Genomic DNA, 15,358 nt, shown 5'->3' on the forward strand with positions numbered 1-15,358 from the left:
GATTTGGATCTTCTACTATAAGTGAATAAAAAAAGCTCGACCTTGGGGAAAGCCGAGCTAGAAAACTTAAAAAATACACAAGGAAAATGTTAGGAGATCGTAAAATGCAAATTACATATCTCTTGATTCGTATTATGTGAACTATACCTCAAAAAGTAAAGTAAATTAAATAAATTATTTTCTATTTTTTAATCGGTTTATTAAATAATGACGATAATTTGAGCTTTCTTTAAGCGGAATTGGCCGTTTTTTCAAACAAAATCACTGCTATTTTTCTGCTACATTGATCGCATAATTGTGAAAAAAACGCATCAAAAACACATTTTTTATGGCAATTTCATGACAACTGATTAAGCACATTAAACGTAAAAATCGATTGTATTAATCGTTTTAAACAATCTCATCCCTCTTATTCTCAATCTTCTAGTAACGTGTATTTTTGTAACAAAACCCAATCATCTCATTGTTAATTATATATTTTTTATCAGGTTGACAAGAAAGGATGCTTTTGTTCGATTTTTAAACAACCTATTGTACTGATTTTACCCTTGGTCGAGTAATTCGATTTATGACATTGACAACATACTTTGTTACAATACAATGACTCCAACTTAACTCAATCACTGTTAAAGCTGGAAATTATTATGAAAAAACTCGGTTTAGCCACTGCTTTATTATTAGCCATGACCGGTGCCAACGCTTACCAAGTAGAAGTTCAAGGTCAATCTGAATTCATCAATGCAACTGATGCAAATGACAAAGACTTCACAGGTGCTGGCCAAGCAACTTATTACTTCAAAGATGTAGACGCTTCTAAAGGTCCTTTAGCAGAAGCTGCGTTCTTAAACCAAGCTTCTAATGTTTCTGCTGCTTATAGCTTTGCAAAATTAAGCGGTGATGAAGTTGTAACATCTAAAACTCAATCTTATGGTGCTAAAGGTGAAGCGTATATTCCAACACCTTACTTACCAGTATATACAAGCGCTTCTTATAGCCACACTAAATCTAAAAGTGATGATGAGCGAGACAATGGTGACCGCTTCGCATTAGAAGTGGGTACTATGCTTACACCTAACTTCTTAGTTGCTGTTGGTTATACCAACATTGCTGACCAATTTGCTTTAGATGCAAACAGCGTACTTTCTAGCGGTATTGCTAAATCATTTGCTCAACCTTTAGTTATTGGTGAAGACCAAGATGCGATTACTGCACGTACTAAATACGTTGGTAACATCGATGGTACAAACATGGCTGTAGGTTTCGAAGCTGGTCTTGTTTATGGCGATACAACTGCTTATGAATTAAAAACTGACTTCTATGTAACACCTAAGTTAAGCGTTGGTGCTTCTTATGCAGAAGTAAGTGCAAGCTCTAACCAAGCAAATGACAAATTCTCTCCAATCAGATCGGCTTGGGGTGCAAATGTAAATTACTTCATCACTCCAGCAATTGCTGTTGGTGCAAGCTACGTAAATGCAAACGCAAAAAGCTTCCTAGATGAAGATGCTGAAACTGTTAACTTAGATACGCAAACAATCGGTTTAAACGCGAAGTTCCGTTTCTAATTTTGGATTTTGGTTCTTTCTATAGAACACATGATTCATAATAAAAAAACCAGTTCTTTTGAACTGGTTTTTTTATGCAACGTTTACAAAATACGTCGATACCACCAAAGAATATAAAAATCAGGAAATTTTCTTCTCATCAATATTTAATGCACTGATCGCTAAAACGGCTTGAGTACGATTTTGCACGCCCAGTTTACGGAAAATCGCGGTCACGTGCGCTTTAATAGTTGCCTCAGATACATCCAATTCATAAGCAATTTGTTTATTTAACAACCCTTCAGCAACCATCATGAGTACGCGAAACTGCTGGGGCGTTAAAGACTGCAAGCGTTCTGCCAAAGCCGTCTCATCTGCTGCTCTTGGATCAAAGCTCGCATGGGTCGGTAGATTTGGGGGTAACCAGATTTCTCCATCTAAAACATGCTTAATGGCTTCACCAATATGACTTGGATGAGATGATTTCGGGATATAGCCCATCGCCCCATGTGCAATGGCACGTTGAATAATCGAAACTTCTTCATGTGCTGAAACCACGATAATTGGAATCGCTGGGTATTGCGCCCGCACATAAACAAGAGCAGAAAAACCCGATGCACCAGGAAGGTTTAAATCAAGCAAAACCAAGTCAGGTTCTGCACCATGCTCTAAACGCTTATAAAACTCATCTACATCAGCCGTTTCTTGGATCTGCGCTTGGGGCAAACTGTAACGAACCGCTTGAATTAAAGCGTGTCTAAAGAGAGGGTGATCATCTACAATTAAAATATTCATAAGCGCTATAAGCAATCTGCTGTTTTAGTACGTCACTGTACGGTGTTTATTAAAATTAACCTATCTAAGCCTATTTTTAAATAAACCATTGGTCAAGCACTCTGACATTTTTTCTTTCTTTTTCCAGTAAAATAAATCACATATTCGTATAAATCAAAGCGATTACGACTCTATTTTAAAAATTTTGAATAGAAACATAGAATTAAATCACGGTAAATTTTCGATTTTACATACTTAGGCGATATATCTTTAAAACAGATAAGCTTGCAGCATTTCCTTATTTTACAGAATGAGGACAGATGTCGATAAATAAAAGCCATTGGTAATGAACTTTTATTTAGGCGATCTCTATGTCCAAGCATCATACGCTCTCAACTCCGCTCAATATCGTTGCTGTTTCAGGCGGTTTAAATAGTCCATCAAAAACAGAAAGCCTCGTCCAAGCCATCCTTGATGAGCTTGCAGAAGCAATTAATATCCAAGTCCATTTTGTAAAACTCAGCGAAATCGGCCCCTTATTGGGCGGCGCAATTTATCGAAACCAATTACCCCAACGCGTCCAAGATGACTTGGCTGCGGTGGAAGCTGCAGATGCATTAATTGTTGGAACACCCGTTTATCGTGCTTCGTTTACAGGGCTATTTAAACACTTTTTTGATTTTGTTGAACAAACTGCCCTAGTTGATGTTCCAGTACTGTTGGCTGCTTCAGGTGGTAGTGACCGCCATGCTTTGGTACTCGAACATCAATTACGTCCTTTGTTTAGTTTTTTCCAAGCGCAAACCTTACCGATCGGTGTTTACGCGACAGATCGTGATTTCACAACAGCATACACGGTCAACAGTGAGCAATTATCTAACCGCATCACTTTAGCCGTTGCACGTGCCTTACCTATTTTGGAGTGGGTTCCTGCCAAAGGACAACGTGCAGCGGTTATCAAAGCCAAAACAGAACAAGCCAACCAAAACTTGGGGATCAATAAACAAATTGAACAGGCAGAAGTTTTACCCTCAGCGGTTGTGCCTGACCTCACTACTGCCGAATCTCGCTTACACCCCAAGCTGACAAAAAAATTAACCCACGTCGCTTAAAAAGAAAATCTGGAGGGGCGAAAAATGACAATTTCATCAGCAATTAAATTTGCCTATTGGGTTCCCAATGTCAGCGGCGGACTTGTGGTCAGTAATATCGAACAACGCACTGATTGGAGCTATGACTACAATATCCGTTTAGCACAAACCGCAGAAAAAAATGGATTTGAATATGCACTTACCCAAATTCGTTTCACGGCAGGTTATGGTGCAGAAAATCAGCATGAATCCGTGAGCTTTAGTCATGCGCTATTAGCCAAAACCGAAAAACTCAAAGTGATTGCAGCAATTTTACCTGGCCCATGGAAGCCTGTACTGGCTGCAAAGCAACTGGCGACTATTGACTACTTAACCCAAGGCCGCATCGCGATTAATGTTGTAAGTGGTTGGTTCCGCGGCGAGTTTGATGCAATTGGTGAGCCTTGGCCTGAACATGATCAACGTTATGTCCGTTCTGAAGAGTTTATCCGCACACTCAAAGGCATCTGGAGTACTGATAATTATAGTTTTGAAGGTAAATATTACCAATTTCAAAACTACACCCTAAAACCTAAACCCCTACAAAAACCTTATATTGAAGTCTTTCAAGGCGGCAGTTCCCGTGCAGCACGTGATATGGCAGCTCGTGTCTCTGATTGGTATTTTACTAATGGCAATAGCGTCGCAGAGATCAAAAAGCAAATCGATGATGTACGTGCCAAAGCAAAACTGGAAAACCGACAAGTTAAAATTGGAGTGAATGCTTTTATTATTGCCCGAGACACGGAACAAGAAGCCCAAGCTGTGCTAAATGAAATTATCACGAAGGCAAATGTAGAAGCCGTCAATGCCTTTGGTGATGCAACACGTGAAGCAGGGGCAGCAGCGCCAGAACAGGAAGGCAATTGGGCTAAATCAAGCTTTGAGGATCTTGTGCAATACAATGATGGCTTTAAAACCAATTTGATCGGTACGCCACAGCAAATTGCTGAGCGAATTGTGGCTTTAAAACAGGTCGGTGTAGATCTGATCCTGTCTGGTTTTCTACATTTTATTGAGGAAGTGGAATATTTTGGTGAAAAAGTATTGCCATTGGTGCGGCAACTAGAACAACAGCAACTGCCTCACGTCACCGCGAAATCAGCTTAAATTTCAAACATTTTTTGAATAAGAAGAAAAATAAAGATAAAGGCGCAAAAATTACCCCCAAGACTCGGCTTGGGGGCTTTTTCAATTTAACCTTCTACCTTACTCATTTCTGGGTAAACCGTTGCGATTAACGCATCTACCACTGCTGGTTCAGCAAGGGTTGACGTATCGCCTAAGCTATCCAGTTCATTCGCTGCAATCTTTCTCAAGATACGGCGCATGATTTTACCAGAACGTGTTTTTGGTAAAGCAGGTGCCCAGTGTAAAGCATCTGGTGTTGCCACTGGCCCAAGAACTTTACGAACCCAATTGACCAATTCCTTACGTAATTCCTCAGACTCTGACACATCGGCTTGTAAGGTCACAAAGGTACAAATCCCCTGCCCCTTAATATCATGTGGCATACCTACTACAGCAGCTTCAGCTACTGCTTCATGGGCAACCAATGCACTTTCAATTTCAGCAGTGCCTAGACGATGTCCTGAAACATTGAGTACATCATCAACACGACCTGTGATCCAATAATATCCGTCTTCATCACGACGTGCGCCATCGCCAGTAAAATAGCAGTTCTTGAAGGTTGAGAAATACGCTTCAATAAATCGCTGTGGGTCCCCCCAAATCGTGCGCATTTGACCCGGCCAAGAATCCTTAATCACCAGATTCCCTTCATTCGCGCCTTCGAGTGAGTTACCCTCACCATCAACCAAGGCAGGTTGTACCCCAAACATTGGACGTGTTGCCGAACCCGGTTTTAAAGCTGTTGCTCCTGGTAAAGGTGAAATCAGAATACCGCCTGTTTCTGTTTGCCACCATGTATCGACAATCGGGCAACGTCCTTCACCAACCACTTCGTAATACCAGTTCCATGCTTCAGGGTTAATTGGTTCACCCACTGAACCGAGTAAACGTAGGCTACTACGATCACTCTCACGAACATAAGCATCGCCCTCACGCATCATGGCACGAATGGCAGTTGGCGCAGTATATAGAATCGTGACATTATGCTTATCAATCACATGACCAATACGCGCCCATGTTGGGTATTGAGGAATCCCCTCAAACATCACTGTGGTGGTTGCATTACAGAGTGGACCGTACAATAAATAGCTGTGTCCTGTAATCCAGCCTACATCTGCTGTACACCAATACACGTCCTCTTCTTTGAGATCAAAAACCTCTCTAAACGTGGTATTCACATAGACTAGATAACCACCCGTTGTATGTAGCACACCCTTAGGTTTACCTGTCGAACCAGATGTATACAGAATAAATAAAGGATCTTCCGCCTTCATTGGTTCAGGTGGACAATGCTCATCCACTTCCATGATTTCTAGGTGATACCATAAATCACGTGCTTCATTGAACTGGATCGGGTTACCTGTACGGTGAACCACAATGACATGTTCTACACTTTCCGTACCCTGAATTTCTAAAGCGGCGTCCACATTCTCTTTCAATGGAATCAGTTTACCGCCACGCATACCTGCATCAGCAGTAATCACGAGTTTGGCTTGACTGTCTTCAATACGGCTTGCCAATGAGTCAGGTGAAAATCCACCAAAAACCACACAATGTACAGCACCAATACGGGCACAAGCCAGCATCGCAATTGCTGCCTCAGGAACCATTGGCATATATAAAACAACGCGGTCACCTTTGCTAATGCCTTGTTTCTTCAACACATTGGCAAAACGGCAAACCTCATCATGCAACTCGGCAAATGAAATAATCTTATGGCGTGAAGGATGGTCACCTTCCCAAATGATTGCAGGCTTTAATGCATTGTCTTTCAAATGGCGATCTAAACAGTTTGCCGAGACATTTAGTTCACCATCTGCAAACCATTCGATTTTAAAGTTCGCTGGGTCAAAATTAGTATTTTTGACTTGAGTAAAAGGTTTTATCCAATCAATATTTTGTGCTTCTTCTGCCCAAAATTCTTCAGGCTGCTCAATTGAATATTGATAACGATTGAAATAGTCTGCTTCCGAGATCCTTGCCGTTTCTTTAAATTTTTCAGGCACTGGGTAGATTTCTTTCATAACTTACTTCCTTGGTCTTTTATCTCATACCTTAGATGTACTCATCTATTTCTTTGGTATGTCTGTGCTCATTTGCAGTATGGCGATCATCTATAAGGGTAAACAATGCGGCTTTGGTCGTAGGAGTGCGCGCCCTATCCGCTCACTTGACTATAAAGTCCCTCAAAATAATTTAAATATTAACTGCTTGTCGATGTTTTTTATTTTCAAAAAGGATCATTATTTTGATCATTGACCATCAATCAACCGACCAAAGTATAAAAAAATAAACTGATAAAATTGTTTATTTTTTGACAACGAAACTTCTAACAATCATCATAAACGATCATGCTCAATACGTTATAAAATAAAACCATAAAGTTGTGAACGAATTTCTCATGCGAGCCGATTGCAAATTGATTATGATGACGCACCTGATTCCACCTCACCATGACATAGAGATCTTACCTTGGCAAACGAACAAATCACCTTAACAAGTGTCGCCAAAGATACAGGCACATTGATCCAACAAGCAGGCAGCAAAACCACCGAAACGGTCTTGGCGCATACTGAAAAATATCAGGATGCGTATAGTGCCATCGACAAAATGATCTATGCATTTTGGGATCGTATTCCTTATATCGGTCTTGCGATTATTGTTTTTGTCATTTTTTGGTTGCTGACAAAATTATTTAAAGTTTTTGTGAATAAAACGCTTAGCAACCGTTCTTATACACGACAAAATTTGGTCTTGGTATTACACCGTGTCGGTAGCACTTTTATTTTATTTTTTGGTTTCTTGATTGCTTTAGTAATCGCCATTCCAGGTTTTACGCCGAGTCAGCTCATTGGGGCTTTGGGGATCGGTTCAGTCGCGATTGGTTTCGCATTTAAGGATATTTTTCAGAACTTACTTTCTGGTGTATTAATTTTATTAGGCGAGCCATTCCGTATTGGTGACGCGATCATTGTCAATGGCATGGAAGGCACGGTTGAAGATATTCAAATTCGCGCTACTTTCTTACGCTCTTATGATGGTCGTCGAATTGTGATTCCAAATGCAACGGTGTATACCAGTGCTGTGACGGTTAATACAGCTTATCAACAACGTCGCTGTGAGTTTATCGTTGGTATTGGTTATGATGATGATGAAGAGAAAGCCAAACAAATTATATTGGACATTCTAAACAACGACCGCAACGTATTGAGCCAGCCAAAATTTACAGTCAATGTAACAGCACTTGCGGATTTTTCAGTTACCTTAACTGTTCGTTGGTGGATTGATACCACAGAAACTGATATTGCTACCTCTACAAGCTCTATCCAAGCTCAAGTAAAACAAGCATTTAATGCTCAAGATATCAATATTCCTTATCCGATCCAAGAGCTCAAAGTTCAGGCAAATCAAACTGCAGAATTGCCACCAGCGATACAATCTTCAGATAAACAGCCGTCCTAAAATATTCGACACAGCTGTTTCTGTTCGCAAAATTCGGTTGCCTAAGCATACTGCTTGGCAACCATTTTTTTGTAGTAATTCAACTTCATATGGAATGAATCCTCCCTCAGGTCCAACGATCACACTACATCGATGTTGAATCGCATGAGGCATAACCGCTTCAGCATAAGGATGTGCGACATATGCAGCGGCCTCAGTCGTGATAAAGCAAGGTAAGATATCCTCAACAAAAGGCTTGAACCGCTTATACAATTGAATCTCAGGAGCAATCGGATCACCTGCTTGTTCTAAGCCAAGCGTCACATAATCATCCAATTGTTGCAAAAAAGGCGTTTGCCAATAGCTTTTATCCACTCGATAACTATGGATTAAACTGATCCGTTCCACCCCCAAAGTCACAGCATCCATCACCATACGGCGCAACACTTTAGGACGAGGTAAAGCCAAAATCAGATGGACTGGTAATTTTTCAGGAATTGCCTCAACTCGAATCGGTTTAACAATGATTCTTTGCTCGGAAACATACAACACTTCTGTTAAATAACGCTGCTCGTTGCGAATACCTATTTTTAATGTATCGCCGGCACTTAATTGCAGATGTTGCTGTAAATGTTTTAATTGACGTGGGTTGTCGATTAACCATTGATCAGCACTAGCCGTTTGATGTGGCTCCAATAAAACCATGTTCATGACAAATTAGTTTGCTTCAAATAATGATCAAGTAATTGAATATGCTTTTGCAATGAACCCTGATTACGCTGTAACACCACTTGAGCCTGTTCGATTAACTGCTGACGTTGCGTTGAATCATTCAAACAATTGAGAAGTTGTGCCGTAACCTGCTCAGCATTCTCGCCAATCAAAATCGCCCGCTCTGCAACAAACTCATCCACGATCGTTTGGAAATTAAAATAACGGGGACCAATCACCGTTGGGACATCTAAAACCATCGGCTCTAGAATATTATGCCCACCACCTGGTTCATTCAATGATCCACCTACAAAGCAGGCTTGACTCAAGGCATACCACAACCACATTTCGCCCATACTATCAGCCAAAAAAACTTGCGTATCTGCTTGAATCATTTGCTTAAGACTACGACGTTGCGTATTTAAATTTAAACTTTGGCAAGCCTTATACACTTCCTCGAAACGCTCTGGATGACGAGGAACAACGATACAAAGTAGATGAGGATTTGAATTTAAATATTGCTGTAATTGTTTAAGTAAATTTTCTTCCTCAGGGGCATGCGTACTGGCTAAAGTGATAATTTGCCGCCCAAGTAAATTCCAGTCTTGTTTTAATTGTTCTGCTTGCTCGACAAACTGCTGGGGAGCAGTAATATCAAATTTTATATTTCCTAAGACCTGACTTTTTGTTCGATCCAGACCTAACTCAATATAGCGTTGTTGGGTAGCTTTATCTTGTGCCAACAGCCAAGTCAGCTGTTGTAACATCGGTCGAGTTAAACGACTCACTTTTCCATAGCCTTTGGCTGATTTTTCCGAAAGGCGTGCATTGAGCAAAATACAGGGAATTTGTTGTTGTCTTGCTTCAGCAATTAAGTTCGGCCAAATTTCAGTTTCAACCAAAGCCAAGAGTTTTGGTTGATATAACTCAAAAAACTGTTTGAGTAATGACTTTTGATCAACGGGTAAGTAAACCGCCTGAAATAAATCAAGATAAGGAGCTTTTAAAAAAAGTGATTTTGCTCGAGCTTGACCTGTCTTGGTGGTATTGGTGACCAGTACTGGATGACCTAATTTTAAATAATGCTCAATCAAAGGCTGTGCAGCATTGGTTTCACCGACAGAAACCACATGAAACCAAATGGTCGCTAAATTTTTTGGTGGCTGGAAGGGACCAAACCGCTCCACACATTCTAGCTGATACAGCGCATCACTTTCTGCACGTTGTTTTATTTTCCAACGATATAAGGGTTTGAGACAGGTCAATAAAAAGTTATACCAAAATGGTGTTTGCTGTACTGCGTTTTGCTGCGCCATCCTAGACCATATTTCACGATTTAATATGTGCTTATTATGCGGAATTTCAATAAAAAACTCATGCCATTTTTGTTGATTCTGTTAAGACGATTTAACAACCATTAATGACATGAGTGTTCGAATAGAAGCTTATGCTTCTAGTTTTTCAAATACAGGATAATCCGTATATCCCTCTGCACCATCAGCATATAAAGTTTGAAAGTTTACCTGATTTAAAGGTAAATCATATTGTAAACGCTCGAATAGATCTGGATTGGCAATATACGCTAAACCAAATGCCACAGCATCCGCTTGCCCAGTCGCCAAAATGCGTTTTGCTGATGCAGGCGTTAATTTTTCGTTGGCAATCCAAGTACCTTTGAATTTAAGGCGTAATTTTGGCATTAAACTGTCTTCTGCTTCATATTCACGCGTGAAAATGAATGCAACATGACGTTGATCTAACTGCTCCACCACATAACCAAAGGTTGCCAATGGATTTTCATCCCCCATATCGTGCGAATCAGCACGTGGTGCTAAATGTACACCGACACGACCTGCGCCCCACACTTCAATAAAGGCGTCCACGACCTGTAATAACAAACGTGCACGGTTTTCGATAGAACCACCATACTCGTCATCACGTGTATTGGTCTTACTTTGCAAGAATTGATCGATCAAATAACCATTGGCTGCATGTAGCTCCACCCCATCGAAACCTGCTGCTTTGGCTTGTTCAGCAGCATGTTTATATTCCGCTACAATTTCTTGAATTTCTTCATGTGATAAAGCACGAGGTGTGACGAAAGGACGTTTTGGACGAAGTAAACTCACTTCACCAGCAGGTTGAATTGCACTTGGTGCAACAGGTGTATCGCCATCCAATAGGTCAGGATGCGAAATACGGCCCACATGCCAAAGTTGAACAACTATTTTTGAACCTTGTGCATGTACGGCATCAACAATCTTGTGCCAAGCTTGAGCTTGTTCTTGTGACCATAGACCTGGTGTCTTGGCATATCCCACGGCCTTAGGACTAATCACCGTTGCTTCAGTAATAATTAAACCCGCATTCGCACGTTGTTGGTAATATTCCACCATCAAATCATTTGGAATACGTTCTTCACCACTACGTGCACGGGTTAATGGAGCTAAAACCAAACGGTTTTTAATTGTAAAATCACCTACTTGTAAGGTAGAGCTTAATTCTGCCATGATCGCCTCAACTTCACTATGAACCGAAGCTTAAAGACCAAGTCTTGACTCACGGCTATAGTGTTTGTTTTAAATATTCGATGTATTGCTGAATCAAAGCTTCATTACGTGTGAAGTATGACCATTGCCCATATTTTTCAACTTTAATCAAACCCGCTTGCTGTAATACAGACAAGTGATTCGACATCGTCGATTGCGCAACTTTGCCTAAACGTTCGATGTGTCCTGCACATACACCGCGTTCAAAACTGCCACCACATTCTTGTACAGGTAAAAATTGCTCAGGCTCTTTTAACCATTGCAAGATCTGTCGACGTAATGGATTGGCTAAGGCCTTGCTTATAACATCAATATCCATAGACTCACCATGTTTCTCAACAGGCAAAGCTTTGTTCAGCACCTAGAATCAGTATATCGAATTTTATAAATATTAATATCTATTTTTTTCGATATTAATATCATATTTTTCCGATTAACCTTAAGGTACTGAACGAGATTGCCGTTCTGAATTTCTTTATCCCCCTCCTTTTGCTCTCTCAGAATACTGAGAAAGTTCATCTCTTCAAAAGAGAGGACACTCGATTAGACCATCGAAGACGTCTCCCTCTTTTAAGAAGTGATTGAGAGAGGTTCTTATAAACCTTGTTTCAAACTCGCTTCAATGAACTTATCTAAGTCACCGTCTAGCACAGCTTTAGTGTTGGAATTCTCCACACCAGTCCGTAAGTCTTTAATTCGTGAGTCATCCAAGACATAAGAGCGAATTTGACTTCCCCAACCAATATCAGACTTCGAATCTTCCAATGCTTGTGCAGCTTCATTACGCTTGCTCATCTCTAACTCATAGAGTTTGGCACGTAATTGCTTCCATGCATGGTCACGGTTCGCGTGCTGCGAACGCTGGTTCTGACACGCCACCACAATTCCTGTCGGAGCATGCGTTAAACGCACCGCAGAATCGGTTTTGTTAATATGCTGACCACCTGCACCCGAAGCACGATAGGTATCAGTACGAACGTCAGAAGGATTAATATCAATTTCGATATTGTCATCAATCTCTGGTGAAATGAATACCGCAGAAAATGAAGTATGACGGTTATTGTTACTGTCAAATGGCGATTTACGTACTAAACGATGCACACCACTTTCAGTACGTAACCAACCATAAGCAAACTCACCATCGACACGGATTGTTGCTGATTTAATACCCGCAACATCACCATCTGAAACTTCCATCAACTCGGCCTTAAAGCCATGACGTTCGATCCAACGTAAATACATACGCAATAGCATAGACGCCCAATCCTGTGCTTCTGTTCCGCCAGAACCTGACTGAATTTCAAGGAAGCATGGATTCGGATCCATAGGATTGCTAAACATGCGACGGAATTCTAGATTACCTAAAGCTTGTTCTGCACTGTCCAACTCAGCTTGTACATCGAGCAATAGACTTTCATCATCAGCTTCAACAGCCAAATCAAGCATTGCTTTTGCATCATCAAGCTGTTCAGCAAGACGATCAAACACTCCAATGGTATTTTCTAAACTGCCCTTTTCTTTGGCGATGGCTTGAGCGCGGTTTTGATCGTTCCAAATCGCAGGGTCTTCTAATTCTCTTAAAACTTCTTCTAAACGCTCAACTTTTAGATCGTAGTCAAAGATACCCCCGTAGTGTTTGGCTACGATCAGATAAATCTTTCAATTGAACTAAATACGGATTAATTTCCACGTGTGTTTTCTCACAAAAATTTTTCACTCAATTTGATATTTTAACATAACTGATATAGCCGACACAGCCTCTATCAGGTGAGAGCAATAATTGCGAAACAAGATCAACATCAACATTTTTTCTTATCGGTTTTATAACTCTCAAACGACACATTTAGCGACAATAGTGTTCAATAATTACACGAAGAATACCTAAACACACAATCCATCCTATGTTTTAATAAATCAAAACATTAATTTTTCACAATAAAAATCAGTATGTTAAATAAAAAAACTTACAATACACTTACATTTGTACCATCTGATTACTGACGAAGGATTGACGCATACTGGTTTTAGCCTAGACTGGAAGTTGTAACAAAACATGTAATCGAAATTTCATTTGGTTCATTATCTCAAAGGGGCATAACCATGAAAAAATTAGCAATTGCATCAGCACTTTTATCTGTATTTGCAGTAACAGGCACTGCTCATGCGTATCAAGCTGAAGTTGGGGCATCTGTAGGTTATATCGACCCTGACAAAGGTAGTTCAGGCAGTGACTTCGCGATTAATGGTAAATACTATTTCAATCCTGTACAAACTCGTAACGCGCCACTTGCTGAAGCAGCATTTTTAGATCGTGCAAGTAACGTTAGCGCTGAAGCAGTTTGGAAAGACAAAGGTGATACTGATGACAATACCTATGGTGTTGGTGTCGAGTACTTTGTTCCTAACTCAGATTTTTATGTCAGTGGTGATGTGAGCCGCAACACCTTGAAGTTGAAACAGGCACGTGATATCAAAACCACTTATTATGGTGCTGAAGTCGGTTATCTACCTGCACCAGGCTTCTTAATTGCAGTCGGTATGAAAGGCTATGACAACAAGTTTGACGATGGTGTTGATCCAACTATTCGTGCGAAATATGTGACTCAAGTCGGCGGTAATGACATCAACTTAGAAGCTGGTGCAGCATTCGGTGACTTAGATGAGTTTAACCTAGCAGCGGATTACTACATCGATAAAACATTCAGTGTTGGTGCTGATTACTACGACAATGATCTCTCTAAACAACGTGAATTTGGTGTGAATGCACGTAAATTCTTCAACCAACAAATGAGTTTAGAAGGACGTATTGGTTTCGGTAAAGACAGAACCGTTGCTAAAAATGACTACAATACATTTGGTGTTGCAGCAAAATATCGTTTCTAATGTAATTACTAAAATAGACTTTTTCGTCTAATACATAATCGCTCTGAAATAGGAATATTTCAGGGCGATTTTTATATACATAATTTCAACCAAATCAGAATAACAATCCAACTTCCCTAAAAGCATAAATGTCTTTTTTAAACGATAAATATATAATCGATTTGACCATTCATTTAATAATTGACGTATCTATTTTTTTCACTAAACTACTCCCCTGTAACAAAATATCAATAAATGACTTATTTTAATAAGGGGTTATCAATGAAAAAACTAAGTTTAGTTACTGTTCTTTTATCATCATTCATCGGCTTTAATGCAAATGCATATCAAGCCGAAGTCAATGGTGCTTATGAATATACAGATATTGATGGAGGGGTAAAAGTTAATACAGCGACTATTAGTGGAAAATACTACTTTAACCCAGTTCAAACTCGAAATGTACCTTTAGCAGAAACCGCTTTTTTAGATAAAGCATCAAATATTGGTCTAGGCTATACTTATTCTAAACAATCAATGAAAATTGGCTTTGAAGAAAATGAGTTATTTTGGAATAGCCCTGCCGTAATCGCCAACTTAAAACAAGAATTTAATACGATAGGTATCAATGGTGAGTTTTTTATTCCAAACTCACAGTTCTACATTTCTGGTAGTCTCCACAGAACTGATGTAAAAGATACTATTAAAGCTTATGGATATTCATATAGTGAAAGCATAGATGGCACTGGTTACGCTTTGGAAGCAGGTTTTTTACCAATCAATGGTTTATTATTAGCAGTTGGTGTTGCTGATTTGTCAGAAAGCTTTGACCCAATCCAAGCAGCAAAATATGGTTTTATTACGACTTATTCAAATGCAGCAGTTGTTACTGGCGAAGATGATGATACTGCGGTGACTTTACGTGCCAAATATGTTTCACAAATTGGTGGTTATTATACTAACTTTGAAGCACAAACTTATATCGGTGATGAAACCACTTACCGTTTAGCTGCTGATCTCTATCTAGATCCAACACTCAGTATAGGTATTTCAATTGCTGATTCAACTGCAGATGACTCAGATAGTATTTTCAATATTCGTGCACAGAAATTCATTACACCTGAATTTGCTTTAGGTGTAGGTTATACGACTGTTGATGGTGCAGATTCTTATGGCATCAATGGAACATTCCGTTTCTAAAGCACACAATAAATAGTCA

At 39.9% G+C, this 15,358-nt stretch carries 13 protein-coding genes; 6 read left to right on the plus strand and 7 right to left on the minus strand.

Features of this window, described 5'->3' with window-relative positions; genetic code table 11:
• The first annotated feature begins 641 nt into the window (after nt 1-641).
• Nucleotides 642-1,565 carry a porin Omp33-36 gene (omp33-36, locus tag DK207_RS03690; protein WP_265735793.1) on the plus strand — a complete coding sequence of 308 codons (924 nt, stop codon included), beginning with the start codon at nt 642-644 and terminating at the stop codon, nt 1,563-1,565.
• 120 nt (nt 1,566-1,685) lie between these two features.
• Here omp33-36 and DK207_RS03695 read toward each other — a convergent pair whose 3' ends face one another.
• Complete coding sequence (locus DK207_RS03695) at nt 1,686-2,339, minus strand: response regulator (RefSeq protein ID WP_075314441.1); 654 nt, start codon at nt 2,337-2,339, stop codon at nt 1,686-1,688.
• A gap of 350 nt (nt 2,340-2,689) precedes the next feature.
• Between DK207_RS03695 and msuE the strand changes: the two genes are divergently transcribed.
• Nucleotides 2,690-3,430, plus strand: coding sequence for an FMN reductase (gene msuE / locus DK207_RS03700; protein WP_109440022.1), 741 nt, complete (start codon nt 2,690-2,692; stop codon nt 3,428-3,430).
• A 24-nt stretch (nt 3,431-3,454) separates the two neighbouring features.
• The gene (gene sfnG, locus DK207_RS03705; RefSeq protein ID WP_109440023.1) at nt 3,455-4,558 is read left to right on the plus strand and encodes a dimethylsulfone monooxygenase SfnG; all 1,104 of its coding nucleotides are present in this window, start codon (nt 3,455-3,457) and stop codon (nt 4,556-4,558) included.
• An 86-nt stretch (nt 4,559-4,644) separates the two neighbouring features.
• Here the strand turns inward: sfnG and acs are convergent, their stop codons facing one another.
• The gene (gene acs / locus DK207_RS03710) at nt 4,645-6,603 is read right to left on the minus strand and encodes an acetate--CoA ligase (protein WP_109440024.1); all 1,959 of its coding nucleotides are present in this window, start codon (nt 6,601-6,603) and stop codon (nt 4,645-4,647) included.
• 448 nt (nt 6,604-7,051) lie between these two features.
• Here acs and DK207_RS03715 point away from each other — a divergent pair, with 448 nt between their 5' ends.
• A complete protein-coding gene (locus DK207_RS03715; RefSeq protein WP_109440025.1) occupies nt 7,052-8,041 on the plus strand; it encodes a mechanosensitive ion channel family protein in 990 nt (329 codons plus the stop codon).
• Here the strand turns inward: DK207_RS03715 and DK207_RS03720 are convergent.
• The 5 genes from DK207_RS03720 to prfB all read right to left on the minus strand — a co-directional run bounded on the left by DK207_RS03720 (nt 8,021) and on the right by prfB (nt 12,970).
• A complete protein-coding gene (locus DK207_RS03720; protein WP_109440026.1) occupies nt 8,021-8,731 on the minus strand; it encodes a 16S rRNA (uracil(1498)-N(3))-methyltransferase in 711 nt (236 codons plus the stop codon). The genes DK207_RS03715 and DK207_RS03720 overlap by 21 nt on opposite strands.
• On the minus strand, nt 8,728-10,047 hold the full coding sequence (locus tag DK207_RS03725; RefSeq protein ID WP_109440027.1) for a 3-deoxy-D-manno-octulosonic acid transferase: 1,320 nt from the start codon (nt 10,045-10,047) through the stop codon (nt 8,728-8,730). The genes DK207_RS03720 and DK207_RS03725 overlap by 4 nt, the downstream gene beginning before the upstream one ends.
• 129 nt (nt 10,048-10,176) lie before the next feature.
• Entirely contained in the window at nt 10,177-11,241 is a 1,065-nt protein-coding gene (locus DK207_RS03730) for an alkene reductase (RefSeq protein WP_109440028.1), read from the minus strand.
• A gap of 55 nt (nt 11,242-11,296) precedes the next feature.
• Nucleotides 11,297-11,599, minus strand: coding sequence for an ArsR/SmtB family transcription factor (locus DK207_RS03735; RefSeq protein WP_075314431.1), 303 nt, complete (start codon nt 11,597-11,599; stop codon nt 11,297-11,299).
• Nucleotides 11,600-11,874: 275 nt separating this feature from the next.
• A protein-coding gene (gene prfB, locus DK207_RS03740; RefSeq protein WP_100222739.1) for a peptide chain release factor 2 occupies nt 11,875-12,970 on the minus strand; the annotation gives its coding sequence in 2 pieces (ribosomal slippage) (nt 11,875-12,897 and nt 12,899-12,970; 1,095 coding nt in all).
• Nucleotides 12,971-13,380: 410 nt separating this feature from the next.
• Here prfB and DK207_RS03745 point away from each other — a divergent pair.
• Nucleotides 13,381-14,163 carry a putative porin gene (locus DK207_RS03745; protein WP_109440029.1) on the plus strand — a complete coding sequence of 261 codons (783 nt, stop codon included), beginning with the start codon at nt 13,381-13,383 and terminating at the stop codon, nt 14,161-14,163.
• A 261-nt stretch (nt 14,164-14,424) separates the two neighbouring features.
• Complete coding sequence (locus DK207_RS03750; RefSeq protein WP_109440030.1) at nt 14,425-15,339, plus strand: putative porin; 915 nt, start codon at nt 14,425-14,427, stop codon at nt 15,337-15,339.
• Nucleotides 15,340-15,358: the final 19 nt, after the last annotated feature.

This window comes from Acinetobacter haemolyticus (genome assembly GCF_900406815.1).
GTDB lineage: Bacteria > Pseudomonadota > Gammaproteobacteria > Pseudomonadales > Moraxellaceae > Acinetobacter > Acinetobacter haemolyticus_A.